This is a genomic window from Actinoplanes sp. NPDC023801 (assembly GCF_040639655.1).
Lineage (GTDB): Bacteria > Actinomycetota > Actinomycetes > Mycobacteriales > Micromonosporaceae > Actinoplanes.
The window spans coordinates 162,910-186,584 of sequence record NZ_JBFAAI010000005.1 but is presented as its reverse complement, the minus strand read 5'-3'; the positions used below and the strand labels follow the sequence as shown (position 1 = coordinate 186,584).

The window sequence follows — 23,675 nt, the reverse complement described above, 5'->3', positions numbered from 1 at the left end:
CGTCACGGTTGCTCCCAGCGGGGGAAGACCGGCTCCGGCCGGCCCGTGTGCGTGCCGTCGCCCAGCTGCCGTCGCAGACGCCCGGCCCCGCCCGGCAGGAACGGCTGTAGTTCCGCGGCCACCACCCGGCACGCGTGGACGAGGGCACTCAGCACCCCGTCCAGGCGGGTGGCAGCCGCCCGGTCGCCGCTGCCGGCCCGCGCGAGATGCCACGGCTGCTCGGCGTCGGCCAGACGGTTGGCGTCGTCGACGACGTCGCACAGTGCGCCGGTCGCCGCGCGGAAGTCGAAGGCGTCGAGCGCCCTGTCGATGCGGGCGGGCAGGCCGGCACAGGCCGCGGTCAACCGCTCGTCGCCGGCCGGGCCGGACGGCGGGGGCACCTGACCGCCACGGTGCCGGTGCACGAGAGTAAGGGTGCGGTGCGCCAGGTTCCCCAGTGCGTTCGCGAGGTCGCGGTTGGCGCTGTGCACCAGCCGGCCGGCGGTGAAATCGGTGCCACCGACCGGGGCGACCTCGCGCAGCAGCCACCACCGCAGCGCGTCGGTGCCGTAGCGGGCGGCCAGCGCCGCCGGGTCGACGGTGTTGCCGAGGCTCTTCGACAGCTTCACCCCGCCGGCGGTGAGGTAGTCGTGCACCAGGATGGTCGTGGGCAGGGGCAGACCGGCCGACAGCAGCAGGGCCAGCCAGTACACGGCGTGGAAGCGCACGATGCCCTTGCCGATGACGTGCACCCGGTCGGCGGACCCGCTCCACCACCTCTGGTACGCCTGATCGCCGGTGCCATCGCCGGTGCCGTAGCCCAGCGCCGTGACGTAGTTGGCCAGCGCGTCCCACCACACGTAGACGACCTGCTCCGGATCGCCGGGCACCTCGATGCCCCAGCCGGCCGCGCGACGGGCCGGCCGGGAGACGCTGAAGTCGGTCAGGCCGGCGCGGACGAAGGCGAGCACCTCGTTGCGCCGCGCCGCCGGTTCGATGCGTACCTCCCCGGACTCCAGCACCTCCGACAGGCGGTCCTGATGACGCGACAGCCGGAAGAACCAGTTGCTCTCCCGTACGACCTCGGGTGCTCGAAGATGTTCCGGGCAATGCCCGCCGGGCAGCTCGGCGCGTTGGTAGAACTGCTCGCAGCCCTCGCAGTACAGCCCGGTGTAGTCACGCCGGTAGAAGTCGCCGGCCGCGGCGCACTCACGCCACAACCGCCGGACCCCGGCCGCGTGACGGGCGTCGGTGCCGGTCGCGATGAAGTCGTCGAAGGACAGCGCCAGCGGCTCGCGCAGCGCGGCGAAACGGGCACTGTTGGCGGCGACGAACGTCGCGGTGTCCACACCGGCGGCGCGGGCCGCGGTCACGTTCTTCAGGGCGTTGTCGTCGGTGCCGGTCAGGAACCGGACCGGCCGGCCGCGCAGGCGCCGGTGCCGGGCCAGCACATCGGCCTGGACCAGCTCCAGAGCGTGCCCCAGATGCGGGGCGGCGTTGACGTACGGGATCGCCGTGGTGACATAGAAACGGGACATGGCTCCTCCTTCGCCCGCGGCGAACGAGGAACGGGAACGACCTGGCCCTCGCGCGGCGGGCCTGGTCGTCGACGATCGTGCTAACGCACGCCGAACAGCCCCGGTGCGGGGCGCATCATCGGGTTCGGGCGTGTCGTCATGCGACGGAGCATGGCACCGGGCGCGACCCGGCGGCAATCGCGTTTCGCCGGATCGGATTCGCCGGATCGTCTCGTCGGATGGTCCGGTCAGATGTTGTGGCGGGTGTACACGGGCTCGCGCCAGCCCAGCATCGCCTCCGTCATCCGGATCGCGTCGGTGGCGGCCCTGACGTCGTGCACCCGCATGATCCGGGCCCCGCGCAGGATGCAGAACACCACCGTGGCGAGCGTGCCGGCGAGCCGTTCCCGCTGCGGGCGGTCGAGTGTCTCGCCGATGAAGTCCTTGTTGCTGAGTGCCGCGAGCATGGGATAGCCGATTCCGGCGATCTCGTCGAGCCGCCGGCACAGCTCCAGCGAGTGGTGGGTGTTCTTGTTCAGGTCGTGGCCCGGATCGATGATGATCTGATCCGGCCGGACCCCGCGCGACAGCGCGAGGTCCACCTTCTCCCGCAGGAACGCGCCCACCTCGGCGGTCACGTCGCCGTACCGCGGACTCGGGTACTCGGTCCGCGGTGCGGCCAGGCTGTGGCAGATCACCAGCTGGGCGTCGGTGCCGGCGACCGCGTCGGCCATGGCCGGGTCGCGCAGGCCGGAGGTGTCGTTGACGACCCCGGCACCCGCTCTGATCACCTCGGCCGCGACCTCCGGGCGGAACGTGTCGACCGAGACCACGGCCAGCCCGCGGGCCGCCTCGACGACCGGCAGCACCCGGTCCAGTTCCTCGGCGGCGGACACCTCCGGGCCCGGCGCGAACGGCACGCCGCCGATGTCGATCCAGTCGGCGCCGTCCGCGGCCGCGGCACGGACCGCCTCGGTGGCCTTCTCCAGCGCGAACGTGCGGCCCTTGTCGTGGAACGAGTCGGGCGTGCGGTTCACGATCGCCATCACGACGACGCGGCGGGAGAAGTCGTAGGACCGGCCACCGATGACGCGTGTACCGCTGAGTTCGCTCACGGTTGGCGACCCTAACAAAGCCCGCGGAGGGTACCGGGCGGTACGCCGTACCCAAGATCGACGGTTTTATGAACTGGGGTTTTGCGCCATTCACCACAACGGAACGTGCATCGAAAGTGCCAGGCCGGGGTAGGTGATGGACGAGGGCGACAGCCACCAGACCAGCCCGAACAACGTGAACCCCCTCGGAGGAACACATGAGTGACATTTCACCCGGCACCGCCGGCGGGCAGTCGAAGCCCCGCCAGGTCGCCGAACAGACCAAGGCCGCAGCCGGTCAGGCCGCCGGCGACGTCGCAGGCACCGCTAAGGAGCAGGCGCAGCGCGTCGCCTCGGAGGCACGCACGCAGGCCCGCTCCGTCGCCTCGGAGGTCCGCGGAAAGCTGACCGAGACGGCCCACGCCCAGAACGGGCGCCTGGTCGGCTCCATCCGGCAGACCGCCGACCACCTCGACGAGATGCGCGGGGACCGGTCCGACTCGCCGGCCGCAGCCGTGGTGTCCCGGATCGCTGACGGCGGCCGCCAGTTCGCCGACTATCTGGACCGCAACGGCCCCGACGGCGTGCTGCGCGAGGTCGAGGACTTCGCCCGCCGCCGCCCCGGTGCCTTCCTGGCCACCGCGCTGGCCGCCGGCTTCGTGGTCGGGCGGCTCGGCAAGAGCGTCGCCAAGGCCGACGCGGACGCCGGCAAGCCGGCCGCCGACTCCTTCACCTCCGGCTACGAGCCGTCCTCGTACGAGCGAGCCCCGGGCTACGAGCAGGCTCCCGCCTACGAGCCCGCGCCGTCCTACGCCACGCCGGCCTACGAGACCACGAGCACGACCACGGAGACCGTCGGCTACGTTCCGGCCTCCACCGGCACCGGCTACGTCACCCCGGCCACCACCCAGTACGCCGGCACCGGCACCGGAACCCCGGCCGTCGTCGACCCCGCGGACCCGGAGTACCGGTCATGACAGCCCCGTACCGCAACGAGCACGATGATCGGGTCGCCGAGACCTCGGTCGGCGAGATCATCGGCAACATCACCGACGACCTGTCGCAGCTGTTCCGGCAGGAGGTCGAGCTCGCCAAGGTGGAGATCCGGCAGGAGGCCACCAAGGCCGGCAAGGCCGCCGGGATGCTCGGCGGCGCCGGATTCGCCGGCTACCTGGCCGTGGTGCTGCTCAGCTTCGCCGTCGTGTTCGGCCTCAGCAACGTGATGGACCCTGGATGGGCGGCGCTCATCGTCGCGATCGTCTGGGGAGCCATCGGCGCCGTCCTCTTCGTGAACGGCCGCAAGAAGCTCAAGACCGTGGACCCGGTGCCGCGCCGCACCGCCGAAACTCTGAAGGAGGACGCCCGATGGCTGAAGAACCCGACCGGCTGAGGCGCGACATCGAGAACACCCGGGCGTCGCTGACCCGCGACGTCGACCTGCTGGCCGAGAAGACGAGCCCGCGTCAGGTCGCCCGGCGACGCTGGACCGCGGTGAAGGAGAAAGTCATGGGAACCACCGAGGACACCACGTACGCCGCCCGCGAGCAGGCGCACCGGATCAGCGACAAGGCGTCCGGGCTCACCGACGCGGCCGGTCAGAAGGCTTCGCAGCTGACCGACACCGCCAGTGAGAAGGCGTCGGCCGCGGCCGACAAGGTCCGCGAGGCCCCGCAGGCGGTCGTCCGGCAGACGCAGGGCAACCCGCTCGCCGCCGGCATCATCGCCTTCGGCGTGGGCATGCTGACCGCCTCGCTGGTGCCGGTCACCGACGCCGAGCGCCGGGCCGGGCAGCAGCTCAAGGACCACAGCGGCGACCTCACCGAGAAGGTCAAGGAGGTCGCCTCGGACCTCAAGGACGAGCTCGGTGGAACCGTGCAGCAGGCCGCCGGGCAGGTCAAGGAGACCGCCCGGGACGCCGCGCAGACCACGAAGGAGACCGCTCGGTCGGACGCTCAGGATGTGCGCGACCAGGCGAAGCAAGCCGCCACTTCGTGACACGGTGACGGGACAGACGTGGCGGGTAGGTCCGCCACGTTTGTCCCGTTCCCACGGGGGAATCGCCAGCGACATGAGACTCGGATACAAACTCGCCGCCGAAGCCTTCGACCCCAAGGAACTCGTCCGCCAGGCGATCCGCGCCGAGGAGGCCGGGTTCGACTTCGTCGAGATCAGCGATCACTACCATCCCTGGCTCGACGTGCAGGGACACTCCCCGTTCGCCTGGAATGTGCTCAGCGCCATCGCCGTGCAGACCCGGACCCTCGGTCTGGCCACCGGTGTGACCTGCCCGTCGGTGCGTTACCACCCGGCGATCATCGCGCAGGCCGCCGCCACGCTGGCGATTCTGTCCGACGGCCGGTTCACCCTCGGCGTCGGCTCGGGCGAGCGGCTCAACGAGCACGTCGTCGGTCAGGGCTTCGGCAGTGTCGCCGAGCGGCACGAACGACTCCGCGAGGCGCTGGAGATCATCAGCCTGCTCTGGGAGGGCGGCTACCGCTCGTACCAGGGGAAATATCTTCAGCTCGAGGACGCCCGGGTGTTCGACCTGCCGGAGGAGCTGCCGACCATCGCGGTCGCCGCCGGTGGCCGCCGGGCCGCCGAACTGGCCGCCACCCACGGCACCGGCCTGTTCGCCACCGAGCCCCGCGCCGACCTGGTCGAGGCGTTCACCGGCAAGGGCGGACAGGGCCCGAAGTACGCCGAGGTGCCGGTCGCGTGGGCGCCGACTGCCGACGCCGCGGTCACCGAGGCGCACCGGACCACCAGATGGGCCGTCACCGGCTGGAAGGTGATGTCCGAGCTGCCGAACCCGGTCAACTTCGAGGCTGCCGCCGCCACCGTCACCGAGGACGACGTCCGTGCCATGTTCGTCGCCGGACCCGACCCGGAGCCGTACGTCGCGAAGGTCCGCGAATACACCGAGGCGGGCTACGACCACATCGTCCTGATGAACGCCGGCCCCGACCCGGACGGCTTCCTCGACTTCTTCGCCAAGGAACTGCGCGGGCGGCTGACCCGGTGAACATGCCGGAGAGTTCACAGGTCACCGTCGTGGTGGCGACCCGCGACCGCCGCGACCGTCTCTTCGAGACGCTGCCCGAGCACCGCGCCCCGGTCATCCTGGTCGACAACGCGTCGACCGACGGCAGCCCGGCCGCCGTCACCGAGGCGTTCCCGGCCGTCGAGGTGGTGCCGCTCGGGGAGAACCGCGGAGCCGCCGCCCGCAACGAGGGTGTCCGCCGGGCCGGCACCCCCTACGTCGCGTTCGCCGACGACGACTCGTACTGGACCGAAGGCTCGCTCGCCCGCGCCGCCGCGCTGTTCGACGCGCATCCCCGGCTGGGCCTGGTCACGGCAAAGGTCCTGGTCGGCCCGGAAGCCCGGCTCGATCCCGTCTCCGCGGCGCAGGCCGCCGCCCCGCTCGGTGCACCGGCCGGTGCGCCCGGCCCGGCTGTCCTCGGCTTCCTCTCCTGTGCCGTCGTGGTCCGGCGGGAGGCGTTCCTCGAGGTGGGCGGCTTCGAACCGAAGCTGTTCGTGTACGGGGAAGAAGCGCTCCTGGCGATGGACCTGACCGCCGCGGGCTGGTGGTTGTGCTACGAACCGTCGCTGGTGGTGCGTCACTTCCCGCGACCGGCCGGCCGGGACGGCACCGCCCGCCACCGCATCGAGGCGCGGAACCGGCTGCTCACCGCCCTGCTGCGCCGTCCGCCCGGCGTCGTGGCCAGGACCGTCGCTACCACGTTGCGTGACTCACCGCCCGCGGTGTGGGATGTGGCCCGTTCGCTGCCGTGGGCGCTGCGCCATCGGCAGCCGCTGCCACCCGCCACCGAGGCTGCTGTCGCCCGTCTGGCCGGGTAGCGCGACCCTGCCGGGGTGGTGGCACGCCAGCTGTCGCGGCGGCCGACCAGGGCCGGCTGTCTCAGCGGGCGACCAGGCGGAACACCGGGAAGCCGGAGGCGGCCGCGGCGATGTCCGCGTCGGGGGAGTCGGCCTTCAGCCCGTCGAAGAAGGCGCCGGTCTCCCAGGCCCACTTCGTCAGGTACAGCCGGATCAGCGGGGTCTTGTCGGCGTCGGCCACCTCGACCGGGACGAACCGCTCGGTCCGGCGGCCCAGCCGCAGCTCGCCCTCACCCGCGACCCGCAGGTTGCGGACCCACTGGGTGTGGCCCCGCGGCGAGAGCAGATACCGGTCGCCGTCATGGTCGAAGAGGTTGACCACGATGGTGCGGATCTCGCCGCTCTTGCGTCCGCGGACGGCCAGCACCCGGCTGCCCATCAGGCTGATCCCGCGAGCGGTGAGCCACTTGGCCACGTTGTTGAAGGCGTGCGTCCCACGCGTCGGCACCACATATCGCATGACTGTTCCCCCACTTGGCGAGATCACTGCTCTCTGTTGGGGACAGTGAACACCAGCGCGGTGCTCACAGTCAAGAGCAGTGCTCTCGCAACCGCGACGGACAGGCGAAAAGCGTGGCTTGCGGTACGGCCGCCGGGCTGAACGGCGCGGGTGCGGGCCGGTCACCAGCCGCTGGGCGGGGCCTCCAGGTGGACGGCCGTGACCGCGGTCATCTCGTCGAGGAGCTCAGGGCCGTACCCGAAGCCCTGTCCACTGCCGCGCCGCGGATGCGCCGCACCACCCGGTGCGCCACCGAACACCGCGTTGATCTTGATGGTTCCGGCCGGCAGCTCCCGCCAGGCGCGCTGGGCGTGACTCATCGACGGCGTCAGGACGGTCGCGGCCAGGCCGTACGGCGAATCGCCCGCCCGGCTCAGCGCCTCCTCGAAGGACCGCACCGTGGCGACCGGCGCGACCGGCCCGAAGGTCTCCTCGCGCATCACGGCCATGTCGTCGGTGCAGTCCGACAGCACGGTCGCCGGGTAGTACGCCCCCGCCCCGGACGGCACCTCGCCCCCGGTGACCAGCCGTGCGCCGTCCTGGACGGCGGCACGTACCTGCCCGTGCACCGCCTCGCGCAGCCGCCGGTCGACGAGCGGCCCGATCTGTTTGCCCCACGTCTCGGCCTCGGTGGCCAGTGCCTCGACGAACGCCTCGGCGAGCGATTCGTGCACATAGATCCGTTCGACCGCGACGCAGATCTGCCCGGAGTTGGCGAACGCGCCGAGCGCCGCCTGCCCGGCCGCCCACACCGGATCCACGCCGGCGTCGACGATCAGCGGGTCGCTGCCACCGTTCTCCAGCAGCGCCTTCGCGCCGGTGCGGGCGCAGGTGGCGGCGATCGACCGGCCGGTGGCGGTGGAGCCGACGTGCGCGACCACGTCCACCTCGGACCCGGCCAGGGCGGCGCCGGCCGGCCCGTCGCCGTGCACCACGTTGAGGACGCCCTCGGGCAGGTGCGGGGCGATCAGCTGGGCCAGCCGCCAGCCGGTCGCCGGGGTGCGCTCGCTGGGTTTGTGCACGACCGTGTTGCCGGTGACCAGGGCGGCGCCGAGAAGTCCGCAGGACACCGCGACCGGGTCGTTCCACGGGGTGATCACCGCGACGACGCCGCGCGGCCGGTACGCCATCAGGTCGATCGCCCCGTCGTCGCCGGCCAGGGTGCGGCCGCGATGGGTGGGGCCGAGTTCCGCGTACTGCCGCAGCGTCCCGATGCCGGCGGCGATCGAGTCCCGCGCGCCGTCGACCGGTTTGCCCATCTCGGCGGCCATGATCTCGGCCAGTTCCCCGGCCGCGGCCTCGATGGTGTTCGCGGCGGCGTGCAGGGCGGCGGCACGGGCGGCCGGGGCGGTGCGCGCCCACTCGGGAGCGGCCCGGCGGGCGGCCCGCACGGCGGCGGCGACGTCGGCGTCCGAGGCGACCGGGACCTCCGTCACCTGGCTGTCGTCGCGTGGGTCGGTAACGGTCAGGGTGCGGCCGGAGGTGCCGGAGGCCCACCGCCCGTCGATGAGCTGAGCGACCTGATACATGCTGCCGGACTTCCCGCATTGCATCGCATAAAACCTTGGCGTACAGCAAACGTCTGGTTGAAAGCCCCAGCTCACTACCGAATTCCCCGGATACGGGAGAAGTCGATGATCATGTGAGTAACTGAGAATTCAGTGGGTATGCGGCCCGCCATGCGAGTTCTCGGGATCAACGCGATCTTCCATGACCCTGCGGCGGCCCTGATCGTCGACGGTCGTGTGGTGGCCGCCGCGGAGGAAGAGCGGTTCAGCCGCCGCAAGCACGGCAAGCGGCCGGTGCCGTTCTCCGCCTGGGAGCTGCCGGAGCTCTCCGCGGCCTGGTGCCTCGAGGAGGCCGGGCTGCGTCCCGGTGACCTCGACGCGGTCGCCTACTCGTTCGACCCGGCGCTCTGCCGCGACCAGGCCGAGCTGGGCATCGGCGACCCGTGGGACCACCTGCGCGTCGACTACGCCCGGCGGGCGCCGCAGTTCCTGGCGACGGCACTGCCCGGCCTCGACCCCGACCAGGTGCGGTTCGTCCCGCACCACGTCGCGCACGCCGCCTCGGCCGGGCTCAGCGTCCCGGAGGACAGTGCGGTCCTGGTGCTGGACGGGCGGGGCGAGGCGGCGAGCCACCTGGCCGGCTCGTACCGCAGTGGTGAACTGACCGTCCACCGCAGCCAGGAGCTGCCGCACTCGCTCGGGCTGCTCTACGAGGACCTGACCCGCCACCTCGGTTTCATGCACTCCAGCGACGAGTACAAGGTGATGGCGCTCGCCTCGTACGGCCGCCCCAAGTTCCTCGGCCTGCTGCGTGACCTGGTCCGCGCCGACGGTGAGGGCGGATTCACCGTCGAGCGGATCGACTGGGACGCCCTCGCCAAGAAGCGGACCGCCGACGGCGAGATGACCGAGGCGCACGCCGACCTGGCCTCCAGCGTCCAGACGCGACTCGAGGAGGTGCTTCTCGATCTGGCCCGATGGACGTACGAGGCCTCCGGCGGCCTCTCCACGCTGACGATGGCCGGTGGTACCGCGCTCAACTGTGTGGCCAACGCCCGGATCGCCGCCGAGGGGCCGTTCGACCGGGTGTGGGTGCAGCCGGCCGCCGGCGACGCGGGTACCGCCCTCGGTGCCGCGCTGGCGCTCGGTGCCGAGCACGTCCCGCTCGGTACGGCCGCGCTCGGCCGTGGCTGGAGCGACGACGAACTGGAGGCCGAGCTGCGGCGTGCCGCGGTGCCCTACACCCGGCCGGAGTCGATCGCCGCCGAGGCCGCCGCGGTGCTGGCCCGCAACGGGATCGTGGCCTGGTACCAGGGGCGCAGCGAGTACGGCCCGCGCGCTCTCGGGCACCGGTCGCTGCTGGCCCATCCCGGCGACCGGGACACCCAGACCCGGATGAACGACGTGAAGGGCCGCGAGCAGTTCCGGCCGATCGCGCCGATGGTCCGGGCGGAACGCTTCCACGACATCTTCGAGGGCGTCTACCCGAGCCCGTACATGCTGTTCGTCCACCGGGTGAAGCCGGACTGGAAGGACCGTATCCCGGCCGTCACCCACGTCGACGGCACCGCTCGGGTGCAGACCGTCCACGACGACACCGAGCCGCTCGTGTGGGCGATGCTGACGGAGTTCGAGCGGCTCACCGGGCTGCCGGTGGTCGTGAACACGTCGCTCAACACGGCCGGCCGCCCGATGGTCGACACGCCGCGGGAGGCCCTGGAACTGTTCGGTTCGGCCCCGGTCGATCTGCTCGCGATCGGCCCGTTCGCGGTGCACCGGAGCCAGGTCTACGGCGGCCGGGGAGACGGGGGCCCTCGTTGAGCGGCATCAGCATCGTCGTGCCGACTCTGGGCCGGCCCAGCCTGGCGGCGCTGCTGCACGCGCTGGGCCCGCTGCCCGAGGAGTTCGAACTGCTCGTGGTGGACGACCGGGCCGACCGGCGGGCGCCGCTGGAACTGCCGCCGTCCACGCCGGTGCGGGTGATTCCGGGGCGGGCCGCCGGTCCGGCCGCCGCCCGTAACGCCGGCTGGCGGGCCGCGACCCGCGAGTGGGTGGCGTTCCTCGACGACGACGTGCTGCCGGAGCCCGGCTGGGCCGGGCGGCTCGCCGCCGACCTGCGCGAGGCCGGTCCGGAGATCGGCGGCGTGCAGGGCAACGTCGACGTGCCACTGCCGGACGGTCACCGGCCGACGGACTGGGAACGCGTCACCGCGGGGCTCGCCCACGGCGAGTGGATCACCGCCGACATGGCCTACCGCCGCACCGCGCTGGCCCGGACCGGCGGCTTCGACGAGCGTCTTCCGCGTGCCTTCCGGGAGGACGCCGAGCTCGCCCACCGGGTGCTGCGGGCTGGGTGGCAGCTGCGTCTCGGTCACCGCCGCGTCACCCATCCGGTCCGTCCGGAGGATCGCTGGATCAGCGTACGGACGCAGCGTGGCAACGCCGACGACGCGCTGCTGAGGCACCTCTACGGCCGGCGATGGCGCACCCGCCTCGGTGTTCCGCCCGGCCGCCGCCACCGCCACGCCGTGATCACCGCCTGCCTGACCGCCGCGGTGGGCTGCACCACCGCCGCCCTCATCACCGGCCGCCGGGGCTGGCCGGCTGCCGCCGCCGTGGCCGCGGCCGGCTGGGCCGCCGGAACCGCCGAGTTCGCCGCGGCCCGCATCGCCCCCGGCCCCCGGGACCGCGATGAGGTCACCACCATGCTGCTGACCAGCGCCGTCATCCCGCCGGTGGCGATCGCGCACTGGCTGCGCGGCTGGCTGCGCTGGCGCGGTGCCGAGCCGCTGCCGGAGACCACGACCGGCCCGATCCGGGTGACCGCCCCGTCCGCCGACATCCTGCTGCCCGCCGCGCGCGCCGCCGTCCACGCCGCATCGGTGCGGGAGGCCGGCCACGCCACCTCCGCGCGCAAGGCGGCCCGGGCCGGATCTGTCGCGGACAACGGCTCCGGTGTGAACAACGGCTCCGGTGTGGACAACGGCGAGGCGCGGCCGGTGGATGCCGAACCGGTCGTGACGCGAGCCGGGGCGCGGCGGTGAGCGCTACCTCCGGTGAGCTCTTCGACGCCGTGCTCTTCGACCGGGACGGCACGCTCGTCGTGGACGTGCCCTACAACGGGGACCCCGAGCGGGTTCAGCCGATGCCCGGCGCGCGGGAGGCCCTCGACCGGCTGCGGGCCGCCGGGCTGCGGCTGGGCGTGGTCACGAACCAGTCCGGCCTGGCCCGCGGCCTCTTCACGGCCCGGCAGATGGCGGCCGTGCACGACCGGATCGACGAGTTGCTCGGCCCGTTCGACACCTGGCAGTTCTGTCCGCACGACGACAGCGCCGGGTGCCCGTGCCGCAAGCCCGCGCCCGGCATGATCACCGCCGCCGCGGCGGCGCTCGGGACCACACCACAGCGCTGTGTCGTGGTCGGCGACATCGGGCGCGACATGGAGGCCGCGCTCGCCGCCGGTGCCGCCGGTGTCCTGGTGCCCACGGACGTCACCCGCCCCGCCGAGGTCGCCGCCGCCCCGCACACCGCCGCCGACCTGACCGCTGCCGCTGATCTCATTCTGCAACGCCGGGCGCTGCTGAAACCGGCTTCTCGGCAGGATCGGCCCGCAGGGGTCCTGGCCGTCCGTTCCGACTCGGCAGGGGACGTCCTGGTCACCGGGCCGGCGATCCGTGCGCTGGCCGCGGGCACGGAACGGGTGGTGCTGCTCTGCGGGCCGCGCGGGCGGGCCGCCGCGGAACTGCTGCCCGGAGTGGACGAGCTCGTCGAGTGGCGTCTGCCGTGGATCGACCCGGAACCGGATCCCGTCGACGCCGGTGACATGCGGGCGCTGACCGACCGGCTGCGGGCCACCGGCGTGGACGAGGCGGTCATCTTCACGTCGTTCCACCAGTCGGCGCTGCCGCTGGCCCTGCTGCTGCGCACGGCCGGGTTCCGGCGGATCACCGCGATCAGCGACGACTATCCCGGCTCGCTGCTTGACGTACGTCATCGCGTACCGGATGAGTTGCCCGAACCGGAACGTGCCCTCAGCGTCGCGGCAGCGGCAGGTTTCGGCCTTCCGGCATCCGACGACGGGCGGCTCCGGGTGACCGTGCCGCCCGGGCCGGGCGCGGATTACGTGGTGGTGCATCCGGGTGCGAGCTGCGAGGCGCGATCGTGCCCGCCGGAGGATCTCCGGCGGATCGTCGCCGCACTCGCCGGGGCCGGCCATCGGGTCGTGGTGACCGGCGGGTCGGGGGAGCGGCACCTGGCCGCCTACGTCGCCGGCGGTGTCGCCGAGGAACCCGGCCCGATGCCGTTCGCCGAGCTGGCCGGCCTGATCGCCGGCGCGGGATGCCTGATCGTCGGCAACACCGGTCCGGCGCATCTCGCCGCGGCCGTGGGCACGCCGGTGGTCAGCCTGTTCGCACCGACCGTCCCCTACGGACGCTGGGGGCCCTACCGGGTGCCGGCCGTACGGCTCGGCGACGCGACCGCCTCCTGCCGCGACACCCGGGCCACCCGGTGCCCGGTTCCCGGACATCCCTGCCTGTCCGGCATCGATCCGGAAGACGTCCTGACCGCGGTGCGCCGCCTCGGCGTCACCGTCCCGCAACCGAACCACGACGAGGTGGCCGCGTGAACATTCTGCTATGGCACGTGCACGGCTCCTGGACGACGTCGTTCGTCCAGGGCAAGCACCGCTATCTCGTGCCGGTCAACGCCGCCCGCGACGAGTGGGGCCGCGGCCGGGCCCGCACGTTCCCCTGGCCGGACAGCGTCGAGGAGATGCCGCTCGACCAGATCCGGGACGTGGACGTCGCCATCGCTCAGCGGCCCGAGGAACTCGACCTGATCCCGCCGCACGTGCCGGTGATCTACGTCGAGCACAACACCCCGAAGGGCGATGTGCCGGAGACCCGCCATCCGCTCGCCGACCGGGACGACGTGCTGATCGCGCACGTCACTCACTTCAACGAGCTGTTCTGGGACTGCGGCGAGACCCGCACCACGGTGATCGAGCACGGCGTCGTGGAGCCGGCGGCCCGGTGGACCGGAGAGCTGGACCGCCTGGCGATCGTCACGAACGAGCCGGTCCGCCGTGGCCGGGTGACCGGAACCGATCTGTTCGGACGGTTCGCGGGCGTCGCCCCGGTGGACGTCTTCGGCATGGGCGTCTCCGGGCTGACCGGCGTCACCGCGCACGAGGACCTCCCGCAGCGCGACATGCACGCGGCCGTCGCACAGCGGCGCGCCTACCTGCACCTGTGCCGGTGGACGTCGCTCGGGCTGAGCCTCATCGAGGCCATGCAGATGGGCATGCCGGTGCTCGCCCTGGCCACCACCGAGGCGATCGCCGCGGTCCCACCGGACGCCGGGGTGCTGTCCACCCGGGTGAGCACGCTCGTCGAGGCCGCCCAGTGGCTGATCGACGAACCGGAGGAGGCGGCCCGGCTGGGCGCGCGGGCCCGGCAGGTGGCGCTCGCGCGGTACGGCCTCGACCGGTTCCTCGCCGACTGGGACCGACTGCTGGAGGAGGAGACATGCGGATCGCGATGATCTCGGAGCACGCCAGCCCGCTCGCGGCGCTCGGCGGCGTCGACGCGGGCGGGCAGAACGCGCACGTCGCCGAACTGGCCGCCGCGCTCGCCGGGCACGGTCACCAGGTGCGCGTCTACACCCGGCGGGACAGTCCCGCGCTGCCCGAGGTGGTGCCGATGGCCGACGGCGTCGACGTCGTGAACGTGCCCGCGGGACCGGCCGGCGCGCTGCCGAAGGACGAGCTGCTGCCGTACATGGGCGCGTTCGGCGAGTGGATGGCCGCGGACTGGCGTGACGTGTGGAAGCCCGACGTGGCGCACGCCCACTTCTGGATGAGCGGCCTGGCCGCCGTCGCCGCCGGGGACGCCTGCCGGGTTCCGGTCGTGCAGACCTTCCACGCCCTCGGCTCGGTGAAGCGCCGCTATCAGGGCAGCGCCGACACCAGCCCGCCGGAGCGGATCGGGTACGAGCGACGGCTCGGCCAGACCGTCGACCGGGTCATCGTGCAGTGCCGGGACGAGATCGGCGAGCTGCTGCGTCTCGGGGTGCCGCGCTCCCGGATGGCGCTCGTACCGTCCGGGGTCAACACCGAGCGGTTCTGCCAGCGGGGGCCGGTCGTCGCGCGTACCCCCGGCCGGGCCCGCATCATGACGGTGGCCCGGCTGGTCGAGCGCAAGGGCATCGAGGACGCGATCCGGGCCATGCCGGGAGTTCCCGGTGCCGAACTGGTCGTGGTGGGCGGGCCGCCGGTGGACCGGTTGCACGCCGACCCGTACGCGCGCCGGCTTCTCGCCCTCGCCGAACGGTGCCGGGTCGCCGACCGGGTCACCCTGGCCGGCGCGGTCCCGGCGCACGAGATGCCGGCCTGGTACCGGTCGGCCGACGTGCTCGCCGCGACGCCCTGGTACGAGCCGTTCGGGCTCACCCCGCTCGAGGCGATGGCCTGCGGGGTACCGGTGGTGGCCACCGAGGTCGGCGGGCTGACCGACACCGTCGTCGACGGGATCACCGGCGACCTGGTGCCGCCCCGTGACCCGCGGGCGCTGGCGGCGGCACTGCGACGGCTGACCGGGGACGAGGTGCGGCGCTTCTCCTACGCGGCCGCGGCCGCCGACCGGGCCGTCTCCTCCTACTCCTGGCCCCGCATCGCCGAACGCCTCGCCTCGGTGTACGCAACCGTCGCCGACCTCGAGGTCGCGGCGTGACCCCCTCGCACATGGGAGACCGCGTGAATCTGCTCGACGAGCATCTGACCGGGCTGATCCAGGCCCTGCTGCCGTACCGGTCGCAGGCCGGGCGGCTGGCTCGCTGGGGCGCCTATCTGGCCCGCCATCTGGCCGGTGGTGGCCGCCTGCTGGTCGCCGGCAACGGTGGCAGCGCCGCCGAGGCCCAGCACCTGGCCGCCGAACTGGTCGGCAAGCTGCGCGAGGACCGGATGCCGTTGTCCGCGATCGCCCTGACCCCCGACTCGTCGGCGGTCACCGCGATCGGCAACGACTACGGCTTCGACGAGGTGTTCGCCCGGCAGGTCCGGGCACACGGCCGCCGCGACGACGTGCTCATCCTGATGTCGACGAGCGGCCGCAGCCCGAACCTGATCGCCGCGGCCCGGGCCGCGAACGAGATCGGCATGCGGACCTGGGCGATGGTCGGGGAACGGCCCAACCCGCTTGCCGACATCTGTCACGAGGCGCTGTGCTGCCCGTCGCCGGACAGTCAGGTCGTCCAGGAACTGCATCTGCTGTCGGTGCACGTCATGTGTGAGTACGTGGACCGGTACCTCGTGCGCCCTTTCGACGTGGACCGCGACGAGCTGGAGGAGATGGTCAAGGTATGAGGCTTGTCATCATCGGTGACACCCTGCTCGACCGGGACGTGCACGGGACCGTGTCCCGGATCGCCCCGGACGCCCCGGCCCCGGTCCTCGACGAGGAGACGGTGGACGAACGTCCCGGCGGCGCCGGTCTGGCCGCGGTGCTCGCCGCCCAGCAGGGCCACGAGGTCGCCCTGGTGACGGCTCTGGCGTCCGACGCCGCGGGAGCCCGGCTCAGCGAGCTGCTGTCGGCCGCCGGCATCGAGGTGTACGCCCTGCCACTGCCCGGCGCCACGCCGGAGAAGATCCGGCTGCGTGCCGGCGGTCAGGTGCTGCTCCGGCTGGACCGCGGCGGCCCGGCCCAGCCGCCGGGTGACGCCCCGCAGGCGGTCGTCGACCTGCTCCGCGAGGCAGACGCGATCCTGGTCAGCGACTACGGCCGCGGTGTCGCCCGGCATCCGGCCCTGCGCGCCGCGATCGAGGAATCCAAGGCGCCGGTGGTCTGGGACCCGCACCCGAACGGTCCGCCGCCGGTGCCGAACGTCCGCCTGGTCACCCCGAACGAGTCCGAGGCCCGCCGTCTGTCCGGTGACGCCGGTCGCGGGTTGAGCAGCGCCCAGCGAGCGGGGCACACGCTGCGGCAGCGCTGGCAGGCCGGAGCGGTGGTGGTGACGCGCGGCGCCGAGGGCGCGGTGCTGTGCCAGGGCGGCCCGACCCCGCTGGTGGTGCCGGTCCCGGAGACGTCCGGCGGGGACACCTGCGGAGCGGGGGACGCGTTCGCGGCGGCCGCCGCGGTCGCACTCGCCGGAGGTGCGCTCGTGTCCGAAGCGGTGGCCGCGGCGGTGAACGCTGCCAGCGCCTACGTCAGCGGCTCCCGCGAGGAGGAACCCGGCACGGGGGAGGAGCGGATCGGCGCGGACCAGGCCGGACGGCTGGTCGCGGAGGTCCACGCGCGCGGCGGCACGGTGGTCGCCACCGGCGGCTGCTTCGACCTGCTGCACACCGGCCATCTCGCCACCCTGAAGGCCGCCCGCGCGCTCGGCGACTGCCTGATCGTCTGCCTGAACAGCGACGACTCGGTGCGCGAGCTGAAGGGCGAGGGCCGTCCGCTGACCCGCCAGGACGACCGCAGCCGCCTGCTCGCCGCCCTCGACTGCGTCGACGCCGTCGTCATCTTCGACGAACCCACACCCGAGTCCGTCCTCACCTGGCTGCGCCCCGACGTGTGGGTCAAGGGCGGCGACTACGACACGCTGCCGGAGACCGAGGTCGTCGAACGCTGGGGCGGCCAGACCGTGATCGTCCCGTATCTGGACGGCCGTTCCACCACCAAAACCATCGCGCAAGCACGCAGGAGGTAACCGAGTTGGACGCAGTCATCGTCACCGGCGGTTCGAGCGGCCTGGGCGCCGCCGTCGTCGACGCCGTCATCAAGGCCGGCGGCCGCCCGTACGTCATCGACCGTCAGGCCCCGAAGGAGGGGGTCGAGTGGATCGAGTGCGACCTGGCCGACACCCGTGCCGCCGAACGCGCCACCCGGGAGCTGATCGAGCGGGCCGGCGGCAGCATCGACGGTGTCGTCACGGCGGCCGGGATGGACGTGCCGGGCGCCCTGTCCGACGTGCCCGGCGAGATCTGGGACCGGATCGTCGCGATCGACCTGCTCGCCACCGCCGCGGTGATCCGGGCCGCGTTGCCCGAGCTCAAGCGGTCGCACGGCGGTGTCGTCACGATCTCGTCGACGCTCGGCGTCAAGGCCGTCTCCGACGCGACCGCCTACTGCGCCGCCAAGTTCGGTGTCGTCGGGTTCACCCGGGCGCTCGCCGCGGAACTCGCCGGGCAGGTCAACGTCACGCTGCTGATCCCCGGCGGGATGCGGACGAAGTTCTTCGACGAGCGCGACGAGAGGTACAAGCCGGGCCCGGACGCGATCCTCAACGATCCGGCGAACGTGGCTGCCGCCGTCCTGTTCGCCCTCGGCCAGCCGGCCGGCTGCGCGGTCCGGGAACTGGTCGTCGCGGCGGAGACGGAGAGCTCGTACCCGTGATCCTCGTCCTGCGCGCGCTCGGCGTGGGTGATCTGGCGACCGCGGCGCCCGCCTTGCGCGGGCTCCGCGCCGCCTTTCCCGGTGAGACGCTGAGCCTTGCTGCTCCCGCCTGGCTCACCCCGCTGATCCTGACGATCGGCGGTATCGACCGGATCGTGCCGGCCGCCGAGCTGGAACCCCTCGATGCGGCGCCCGCCGAGCCGCGGATCGCGGTCAACCTGCACGGTTCCGGCCCGGAGTCGCATCTGCGGCTGCGGGCGCTGCGGCCCGGCGCGCTGTGGGCGTTCGCCAGCCGGGCGGCCGGTCACCACGACGGTCCCGGCTGGCACGACGACGAGCACGAGGTCCGCCGCTGGTGCCGGCTGGTCCGCCACTACGGCGTCGCCTGTGACGAGACCGACCTGGACCTGCACGTTCCGGACGCCGACGTGCCGTCCGGCGTCACGATCATCCACCCGGGCGCGAAGTCCCCGGCACGGCGATGGCCTCCGGAGCGCTTCGCGGCCGTCGCACGGCGGTTGCACGCGGCGGGCCATCAGGTCCTGGTCACCGGTTCTCCCGCAGAGCACGATCTGTGTGTACGGGTGACCGAGCTCGCCGGGCTGCCGGCGCACGCGGCACCCCGTACCGGATTGGGGGAACTCGCCGCCCTGGTCGCCGCCGCCCGCCTGGTGATCTGTGGTGACACCGGCGTCGCGCATCTCGCGACCGCCTACCGGACGCCGTCGGTGGTCCTGTTCGGCCCGATGTCGCCGGCCCGCTGGGGCCCGCCCGCCGGCCGGCCGTACCACCGGGCCCTCTGGCACGGCACCACCAGCGAGCGTGGGGACCTGCCGGGTCCCGTGCACCCCGCGCTGCTGGCCGTCGGCGTGGACGAGGTCCTCGCCGCCGCCGAGCAGGTGCAGCATGCGGTTACGGCGCAGTGACCTCGGCCGGCCCGGCCTGACCCGGCGGCGGGCGGGCAAGGGCTGGAGCTATCGGGACGCCTCCGGCGAGCCGTTGCGCGACGAGGAGACCATCGAACGGATCAAGGCGCTGGTCATCCCGCCGGCCTGGCGGGACGTGTGGATCAGCCCGGATCCGCAGGGTCACATCCAGGCCATCGGTGTCGACGGGGCCGGCCGCAAGCAGTACCTCTACCACCCGGCCTGGCGTGAACAGCAGGACCGCGCCAAGTTCGACCACGCCCTCGAGGTCGCGGAGCGGCTGCCGGAGGTCCGCGACCGGCTGCGCGACGACCTGACCGGCCGTGGCCTGACCCGTTCCCGCGTTCTCGCCGCGATCGTCGGGCTCCTCGACATGGGCATGTTCCGGGTCGGTGGCGAGGAGTCCGCGGCCCGCGAGGAGGACCCGTCGTACGGGCTGTCCACGTTGCGGCCGGACCACGTCCGTACCCGTGGCGGCTGCGTGCTGCTGGAGTTCCGGGGCAAGTCGGGTGTCGAGCACGCGGCCAGCGTCGGCGACGGTGAGGTCTGCGCCGTGCTGCGCGACCTGAAACGCCGCCGCCGGGGTGAGGAGCGGCTGTTCGCCCACTGGGATCCGGCGCGCCGCCGCTGGCAGGAGATCCGCGCCGACACGATCAACGACTACCTGCGCGAGATCAGCGGCGAGCAGATGACCGCCAAGGACTTCCGGACGTGGCACGGCACCGTCAAGGCCGCCGAGGTGCTCGCCGAGGCCGGGCCGCAGCCGACCGCCGCCAAGCGCAAGAAGGTCGTCGCGCACGCCATGAAGGAGGTCGCCGGGCTGCTCGGCAACACCCCCACGGTGGCCCGCAACTCCTATGTCGACCCGCGGGTCGTGGAGGCGTACACCGAGGGCGAGGTGATCGACGTCGAGCCGGACGATCCGAAGGAGAAGGCCGAGGAGGAGGTCCGTGACCTGCTGAACGACGCAGTCACCTGACCGGGCCGGCAAGCGCGCGGATCACCAGTCCATCCAGCCGTCCAGGCTGGGTTTACGCAGGTACGGCGGCTCGTCGTAGTTGATCGCGGTGAGCCACCGCTGCCCCGGGGCCGCCCGGCAGCCGAGCTCGCCGGTCAGCGTCCGCACCACGAGCGGGATGTGCGCTGCCCCGAAGACGACGCCGACCTCCATGTCCTCGCCGGCGAACTCGTCGTGGATCTCCCGGATCACCCCGAGCAGCAGCCGGTCCCGTTCACCGAGGCCGTCGGGCCCGATCACCTCGCCGGGCGCCGGCAGGAACCGGGTGGTGTCGTGGATGTCGACCGTGTCGCCGGCGATCCAGTCGTCCCGGCCGGAGATCGCCATCTGGATCGCCAGCCTCGGCGTCGTCAGCACCACGTCGGCCCAGCCGATGTCCGGCATCCGCCGGTCCGGCTCGGGCGGTGGGGCGGTGTGCGCGTCCGGGAAGATCACCGGCACGCCCAGGGCCCCGTAGTCGATGTCCTGGTGCACCAGTTCCCGGCCGGCCCGCTGCCCGGTCAGCCGCATCGCCGCGACGTAGGCGTACCCGGTCGAGCTCGGCCCGTCGTACTGCTCGGCGATCACCGCCTGGCATTCCCGGAGCCGCTGCCAGATCGCCCAGTAGTAGTCCGGGTGCCCCATGTGGATCGTCGGCAGGACCACCCACCGGAGCCCACCGCCCGGCTGCTCGAACACCGTCACCGAGGTCCGGTATCCGGTGACACTCATCTCTGCCAGCAGCATGCCGTCAGCGTAGGAATCGCCTGCCAGCCGGCCGTACCGGTGGCGCCGCCTACGGCAGGGTGAGACCGTCGAGCATGGCGGCCGGGCCGCCGCCGAAGGCGGTCAGGCGGTCCCGGACTGCGGCCGGCAGGTGCGGGAGCAGGCGCATCACCTGGGCCGTCGCCCACACCTGGGAGCGGCTGCGGGGCACGATCGCGTTCAGCACGGCCGGGCCGATGCGGCGGCTGTTGCGGACCGGGGCGGCGAGGGCGTCCTCGTACTCCCGGAGTGCCGTGGGAATGCCGGCTACCGTCACGTCGCGCAGCCGCGCCGCCAGCACGTAGGCCCCGGCGGCGGCCAGGCTGGTGCCACCGCCGACCGCCGGGCCGGGGCCGTAACCGGCGTCGCCGACCAGCGTCACCGGGCCGCGTGACCAGGTGTCCATCCGGATCTGCGAGATGTCGTCGAGGTAGAAGTCCCCGGCCGCGCCGGCGTGCTCCAGGACGGTGGCGACGCGCGGCCCGAGCGCGTCGCCGACGAGCTCCCGCAGCAGCCGTTTCTGCGCCCGCGGGTCCCGGCGGTCGTGCGGGATCTCCTCGGGCGTACGGGCGAGGAACAGCGCCCGGGACAGTCCCTCGGTCCGGGTCGGATAAACGGTGGCGGCCAGACCCGGCGCGGTGAACGCGGCGACGGTCGGCCCGGCGCCGAGCACGTCGGGGAGGGTGTAGACGCCCAGGTAGGCGCCGAGGAACCGGCGATGGTCGCGCTCCGCCCCGAACACCAGGCGGCGCACCCCCGAGTGCAGACCGTCGGCGCCGACGATCAGGTCGGCCTCGATGGTGGTGCCGTCGGAGAGCGTCGCTCGCCCGGCGTCGAGGCGGTCGATCACCGTGCCGAAGCGGTAGTCGACGTCGTCGAGAGTCGCCTCGTGCAGGAAGCCGGCCAGGGTGCCGCGCATGATCTCGACGTGCCGGCCCGAGATGCCGCCGGCCAGGTCGGCGGTGGCCACCGTGATCGGACGGCGGCCCTCACGGAACAGGGTGATGGTGTCGTTCGCGGTGCGGGCCCCGGTGACCCGGTCCAGCAGGCCCATGCGTTCGATCACCTCGACGGCCGGGCCGAACAGGTCCACCGCGTGTCCGCCGTCGCCGGCGCGCATGTCGGTGGCCCGGTCCACGACGGTGACCTGCCAGCCGTTGCGGCACAGCCAGTAGGCGAGCACGGGACCGGCAATGCCGGCGCCCGAGATCAGCGCGTGCACGGGGGCTCCTCTCCACGTTTGTTTACCTATCGGTAAGTAATCAACACGGTAGGACGGCCCGTCAATGCTTACCTTCCGGTAAGTAGAATTCGGGTGTGCCACGTGCCCGTACGACCGAGACCGCCGACCGCATCCGCAGCGCCGCCCTCGAGCTGATCGCCGCCAAGGGCGTGCACCAGGTCAGCCTGCGCGAGATCGCGGAACGTGTCGGTGTCACCAAGCCGGCGCTCTACTACCACTTCGCGTCCCGGGAAGAGCTGGTGCGCAGCCTGGTCCAGCCGTTCATCGACGACGTGGAGGCGACGCTCGCCCCGTTCGGGCCGGGTGCGGACGCGCGGGAGCTGCTCGGCGCCTACTTCGACGTCACGTACCGGCACCGGGACATCACCGCCATGATCATGCGGGAGCCGAGCATCCTGGCGCTGGTCGACCTGGCCGCCGCAGTGGGGGACTGGCGCCGCCGGATGGTCGCCATGCTGGCCGGGCCGGAGCCGTCACTGTCCGGTCTGGTCCGGGTGCAGATGGCGATCGGTGGCCTCGGTGACTGCACCGTCGTGCTGCCCGGGATCCCAGGCGGCGACCTGCGTGAGGCGGCCCTCGACGCGGCGTGCGACCTGTTGGCGGGCGGTCCGGACCGAGCGTGAGGCGTCCGTCTCCCGCGTGGCGTGCGACCTGCTGGCGAGCAGTTCGGACCGGGAGTCCAGTCCGGTGCGGCGTGCGAGTTGGCAGCGGGCGGTCCGCGCCCGGCGTTCGTTTCCGGCGCGGGTTCAGGTGAGGCGGGCGACGCCCGGGCCGGACAGGTCGGCGAGTGCGGCCCGCCGCCCGGTTATCGCCATGCCGAGGGCCTCGGCCGGGCCGGTGACCAGCGCACCCGAGCCCGCCGCCCACTCGATGTCGGTGGCGGCCAGGCGCAGACCGTCCAGCCGTCCGGGCGGGCACAGCGCGGGTGTGGCCGACGGTGCGACGAGGTGGTCGAGCAGAATCCGCCAGTGCGCGGCCGGCACGTCGATGCTCAGGCCGAGCGGCCTGGCGATGTCGCGCAGGTGCACGCACGTCTCGGCGAACGGGCCGATCGGGCCGACCCGTGGCGGGTCCACCCGGTCGTGCGCGTGCTCGCGCAGCAGGGTGATCAGCTCCCCGCGCGACTTCCGGGCCAGGCGCCGGGTGAAGTGGTCGACGGTCCGGGCGGTGTCGCCGCGATAGCGGAACGAGGCCAGAAAGAACCGTCCGAAACCGATCAGCATGGGCTGAACGAGATGGGCCGCCATGTGATGAACGGTCCAGCCCTCGCAGAGCGTGGCCGTCGCCCAAGCCCGGTCGTCCAGGCCCTCCAGGAAGCCGGCGATCATCAGCCGGTTCTCGGTGGCCAGCCGGAAGACGTCCGGGCCGGTCACTGCCGGGCCTCCGCCCGCACGTCGCGGTTGAGAGCCGCCAGCACCCGCAGCGCGGTGGTGATCTCCTCGTCGGTGCAGTCGGCGGCCATCCGGCCGAGGCGCCCCAGTTCGTCGGCGCGGATGCGGGCGAACAGTGCGGCTCCGGCCGTGGTGGTGCCGATCAGCACCGACCGGCGGTGTGCCGGGTTCGGTCGCGACTCGACGCAGCCGAGCGCCATCAGATCGTTGACGTGCCGCTGGATGCCCTGCCGGGCAAGGTCGAGCCGGTCGGCGATGTCCGGCACGGTCAGGGGGCCCTGCTCGGCGAGCATCTCCAGGACAGCCCGCATGCCGACGGTCAGGCCGTCGCCGTGCAGGGCGGCCTCGACCACCCGGGCCGAGTTGAGCACGAGCGGCCGGACGTGCCGGAGAACGTCGTAGAGCATCGTGCCACGTGGGTTCATGACAACAATGATGTCATATCTAATTGAGCCGATACTATTGGGGTCCGT

Annotated in this window: 24 protein-coding genes; 16 read left to right on the top strand and 8 right to left on the bottom strand. The window is 72.9% G+C overall.

Features of this window, described 5'->3' with window-relative positions:
• Positions 1–2 precede the first annotated feature (2 nt).
• Positions 3–1,517 carry a methionine--tRNA ligase gene (gene metG / locus AB0G04_RS12780; RefSeq protein WP_360981214.1) on the bottom strand — a complete coding sequence of 505 codons (1,515 nt, stop codon included), beginning with the start codon at positions 1,515–1,517 and terminating at the stop codon, positions 3–5.
• Positions 1,518–1,744: 227 nt separating this feature from the next.
• Positions 1,745–2,611 carry a dihydropteroate synthase gene (folP, locus tag AB0G04_RS12775; protein WP_360981211.1) on the bottom strand — a complete coding sequence of 289 codons (867 nt, stop codon included), beginning with the start codon at positions 2,609–2,611 and terminating at the stop codon, positions 1,745–1,747.
• A gap of 197 nt (positions 2,612–2,808) precedes the next feature.
• Here folP and AB0G04_RS12770 point away from each other — a divergent pair, with 197 nt between their 5' ends.
• From AB0G04_RS12770 to AB0G04_RS12750, 5 genes are all read left to right on the top strand, one after another.
• A complete protein-coding gene (locus AB0G04_RS12770) occupies positions 2,809–3,567 on the top strand; it encodes a hypothetical protein (RefSeq protein ID WP_360981208.1) in 759 nt (252 codons plus the stop codon).
• Positions 3,564–3,980 carry a phage holin family protein gene (locus tag AB0G04_RS12765; RefSeq protein WP_360981205.1) on the top strand — a complete coding sequence of 139 codons (417 nt, stop codon included), beginning with the start codon at positions 3,564–3,566 and terminating at the stop codon, positions 3,978–3,980. The genes AB0G04_RS12770 and AB0G04_RS12765 overlap by 4 nt, the downstream gene beginning before the upstream one ends.
• Positions 3,956–4,585 carry a DUF3618 domain-containing protein gene (locus AB0G04_RS12760; protein WP_360981202.1) on the top strand — a complete coding sequence of 210 codons (630 nt, stop codon included), beginning with the start codon at positions 3,956–3,958 and terminating at the stop codon, positions 4,583–4,585. Before AB0G04_RS12765 ends, AB0G04_RS12760 begins: the two co-directional genes overlap by 25 nt.
• Positions 4,586–4,658: 73 nt before the next feature.
• On the top strand, positions 4,659–5,612 hold the full coding sequence (locus AB0G04_RS12755) for a TIGR03557 family F420-dependent LLM class oxidoreductase (RefSeq protein ID WP_360981199.1): 954 nt from the start codon (positions 4,659–4,661) through the stop codon (positions 5,610–5,612).
• Positions 5,613–5,614: 2 nt separating this feature from the next.
• Positions 5,615–6,448: a glycosyltransferase gene (locus tag AB0G04_RS12750; RefSeq protein WP_360981196.1), complete on the top strand. Its 834-nt coding sequence runs from the start codon at positions 5,615–5,617 to the stop codon at positions 6,446–6,448.
• Between the two features lie 61 nt (positions 6,449–6,509).
• Here the strand turns inward: AB0G04_RS12750 and AB0G04_RS12745 are convergent, their stop codons facing one another.
• Entirely contained in the window at positions 6,510–6,947 is a 438-nt protein-coding gene (locus AB0G04_RS12745) for a nitroreductase family deazaflavin-dependent oxidoreductase (protein ID WP_360981193.1), read from the bottom strand.
• A 161-nt stretch (positions 6,948–7,108) separates the two neighbouring features.
• On the bottom strand, positions 7,109–8,515 hold the full coding sequence (locus AB0G04_RS12740) for an aldehyde dehydrogenase family protein (RefSeq protein WP_360981715.1): 1,407 nt from the start codon (positions 8,513–8,515) through the stop codon (positions 7,109–7,111).
• A 150-nt stretch (positions 8,516–8,665) separates the two neighbouring features.
• On the opposite strand from AB0G04_RS12740, the gene AB0G04_RS12735 reads away from it, so the two are divergent.
• The 10 genes from AB0G04_RS12735 to AB0G04_RS12690 are packed head-to-tail and all read left to right on the top strand — an operon-like array spanning position 8,666 to position 19,785.
• Positions 8,666–10,315: a carbamoyltransferase C-terminal domain-containing protein gene (locus tag AB0G04_RS12735; RefSeq protein ID WP_360981190.1), complete on the top strand. Its 1,650-nt coding sequence runs from the start codon at positions 8,666–8,668 to the stop codon at positions 10,313–10,315.
• A complete protein-coding gene (locus tag AB0G04_RS12730; protein ID WP_360981187.1) occupies positions 10,312–11,538 on the top strand; it encodes a glycosyltransferase in 1,227 nt (408 codons plus the stop codon). Before AB0G04_RS12735 ends, AB0G04_RS12730 begins: the two co-directional genes overlap by 4 nt.
• Positions 11,535–13,121, top strand: a complete 1,587-nt coding sequence (locus AB0G04_RS12725) for an HAD-IIIA family hydrolase (protein WP_360981184.1) — start codon at positions 11,535–11,537, stop codon at positions 13,119–13,121. Before AB0G04_RS12730 ends, AB0G04_RS12725 begins: the two co-directional genes overlap by 4 nt.
• Positions 13,118–14,038: a glycosyltransferase gene (locus tag AB0G04_RS12720; protein WP_360981181.1), complete on the top strand. Its 921-nt coding sequence runs from the start codon at positions 13,118–13,120 to the stop codon at positions 14,036–14,038. Before AB0G04_RS12725 ends, AB0G04_RS12720 begins: the two co-directional genes overlap by 4 nt.
• Positions 14,023–15,225 (top strand): glycosyltransferase, encoded by a 1,203-nt coding sequence (locus AB0G04_RS12715; RefSeq protein ID WP_360981178.1) that lies wholly within the window; start codon positions 14,023–14,025, stop codon positions 15,223–15,225. The genes AB0G04_RS12720 and AB0G04_RS12715 overlap by 16 nt, the downstream gene beginning before the upstream one ends.
• Positions 15,226–15,248: 23 nt before the next feature.
• Complete coding sequence (locus AB0G04_RS12710) at positions 15,249–15,857, top strand: SIS domain-containing protein (RefSeq protein ID WP_360981175.1); 609 nt, start codon at positions 15,249–15,251, stop codon at positions 15,855–15,857.
• The gene (locus AB0G04_RS12705; protein ID WP_360981172.1) at positions 15,854–17,194 is read left to right on the top strand and encodes a PfkB family carbohydrate kinase; all 1,341 of its coding nucleotides are present in this window, start codon (positions 15,854–15,856) and stop codon (positions 17,192–17,194) included. Before AB0G04_RS12710 ends, AB0G04_RS12705 begins: the two co-directional genes overlap by 4 nt.
• A 5-nt stretch (positions 17,195–17,199) precedes the next feature.
• A complete protein-coding gene (locus tag AB0G04_RS12700) occupies positions 17,200–17,880 on the top strand; it encodes an SDR family oxidoreductase (RefSeq protein ID WP_360981169.1) in 681 nt (226 codons plus the stop codon).
• Positions 17,877–18,806 carry a glycosyltransferase family 9 protein gene (locus AB0G04_RS12695; protein WP_360981166.1) on the top strand — a complete coding sequence of 310 codons (930 nt, stop codon included), beginning with the start codon at positions 17,877–17,879 and terminating at the stop codon, positions 18,804–18,806. Before AB0G04_RS12700 ends, AB0G04_RS12695 begins: the two co-directional genes overlap by 4 nt.
• A complete protein-coding gene (locus tag AB0G04_RS12690; protein WP_360981163.1) occupies positions 18,787–19,785 on the top strand; it encodes a DNA topoisomerase IB in 999 nt (332 codons plus the stop codon). The genes AB0G04_RS12695 and AB0G04_RS12690 overlap by 20 nt, the downstream gene beginning before the upstream one ends.
• A 21-nt stretch (positions 19,786–19,806) precedes the next feature.
• Here the strand turns inward: AB0G04_RS12690 and AB0G04_RS12685 are convergent, their stop codons facing one another.
• Positions 19,807–20,550 carry a hypothetical protein gene (locus AB0G04_RS12685; protein WP_360981160.1) on the bottom strand — a complete coding sequence of 248 codons (744 nt, stop codon included), beginning with the start codon at positions 20,548–20,550 and terminating at the stop codon, positions 19,807–19,809.
• Between the two features lie 49 nt (positions 20,551–20,599).
• Positions 20,600–21,790 (bottom strand): FAD-dependent monooxygenase, encoded by a 1,191-nt coding sequence (locus AB0G04_RS12680; protein WP_360981157.1) that lies wholly within the window; start codon positions 21,788–21,790, stop codon positions 20,600–20,602.
• Positions 21,791–21,885: 95 nt separating this feature from the next.
• Here AB0G04_RS12680 and AB0G04_RS12675 point away from each other — a divergent pair, with 95 nt between their 5' ends.
• Entirely contained in the window at positions 21,886–22,434 is a 549-nt protein-coding gene (locus AB0G04_RS12675; protein ID WP_360981154.1) for a helix-turn-helix domain-containing protein, read from the top strand.
• Positions 22,435–22,557: 123 nt separating this feature from the next.
• On the opposite strand, the gene AB0G04_RS12670 is transcribed toward AB0G04_RS12675, so the two are convergent.
• Positions 22,558–23,184 carry a maleylpyruvate isomerase family mycothiol-dependent enzyme gene (locus AB0G04_RS12670; protein ID WP_360981151.1) on the bottom strand — a complete coding sequence of 209 codons (627 nt, stop codon included), beginning with the start codon at positions 23,182–23,184 and terminating at the stop codon, positions 22,558–22,560.
• Positions 23,181–23,627, bottom strand: coding sequence for a MarR family winged helix-turn-helix transcriptional regulator (locus AB0G04_RS12665; protein ID WP_360981148.1), 447 nt, complete (start codon positions 23,625–23,627; stop codon positions 23,181–23,183). The genes AB0G04_RS12670 and AB0G04_RS12665 overlap by 4 nt, the downstream gene beginning before the upstream one ends.
• Between the last annotated feature and the right edge of the window lie 48 nt (positions 23,628–23,675).

Excerpts from the sequence above, each read along its gene's own strand:
- metG (WP_360981214.1), bottom strand. The coding sequence starts at position 1,517 with ATGTCCCGTTTCTATGTCACCACGGCGATCCCGTACGTCAACGCCGCC.
- AB0G04_RS12770 (WP_360981208.1), top strand. The coding sequence starts at position 2,809 with ATGAGTGACATTTCACCCGGCACCGCCGGCGGGCAGTCGAAGCCCCGC.
- AB0G04_RS12765 (WP_360981205.1), top strand. The coding sequence starts at position 3,564 with ATGACAGCCCCGTACCGCAACGAGCACGATGATCGGGTCGCCGAGACC.
- AB0G04_RS12760 (WP_360981202.1), top strand. The coding sequence starts at position 3,956 with ATGGCTGAAGAACCCGACCGGCTGAGGCGCGACATCGAGAACACCCGG.
- AB0G04_RS12755 (WP_360981199.1), top strand. The coding sequence starts at position 4,659 with ATGAGACTCGGATACAAACTCGCCGCCGAAGCCTTCGACCCCAAGGAA.
- AB0G04_RS12750 (WP_360981196.1), top strand. The coding sequence starts at position 5,615 with ATGCCGGAGAGTTCACAGGTCACCGTCGTGGTGGCGACCCGCGACCGC.
- AB0G04_RS12745 (WP_360981193.1), bottom strand. The coding sequence starts at position 6,947 with ATGCGATATGTGGTGCCGACGCGTGGGACGCACGCCTTCAACAACGTG.
- AB0G04_RS12740 (WP_360981715.1), bottom strand. The coding sequence starts at position 8,515 with ATGTATCAGGTCGCTCAGCTCATCGACGGGCGGTGGGCCTCCGGCACC.
- AB0G04_RS12735 (WP_360981190.1), top strand. The coding sequence starts at position 8,666 with ATGCGAGTTCTCGGGATCAACGCGATCTTCCATGACCCTGCGGCGGCC.
- AB0G04_RS12715 (WP_360981178.1), top strand. The coding sequence starts at position 14,023 with ATGCGGATCGCGATGATCTCGGAGCACGCCAGCCCGCTCGCGGCGCTC.
- AB0G04_RS12705 (WP_360981172.1), top strand. The coding sequence starts at position 15,854 with ATGAGGCTTGTCATCATCGGTGACACCCTGCTCGACCGGGACGTGCAC.
- AB0G04_RS12690 (WP_360981163.1), top strand. The coding sequence starts at position 18,787 with ATGCGGTTACGGCGCAGTGACCTCGGCCGGCCCGGCCTGACCCGGCGG.
- AB0G04_RS12685 (WP_360981160.1), bottom strand. The coding sequence starts at position 20,550 with ATGCTGCTGGCAGAGATGAGTGTCACCGGATACCGGACCTCGGTGACG.
- AB0G04_RS12665 (WP_360981148.1), bottom strand. The coding sequence starts at position 23,627 with ATGAACCCACGTGGCACGATGCTCTACGACGTTCTCCGGCACGTCCGG.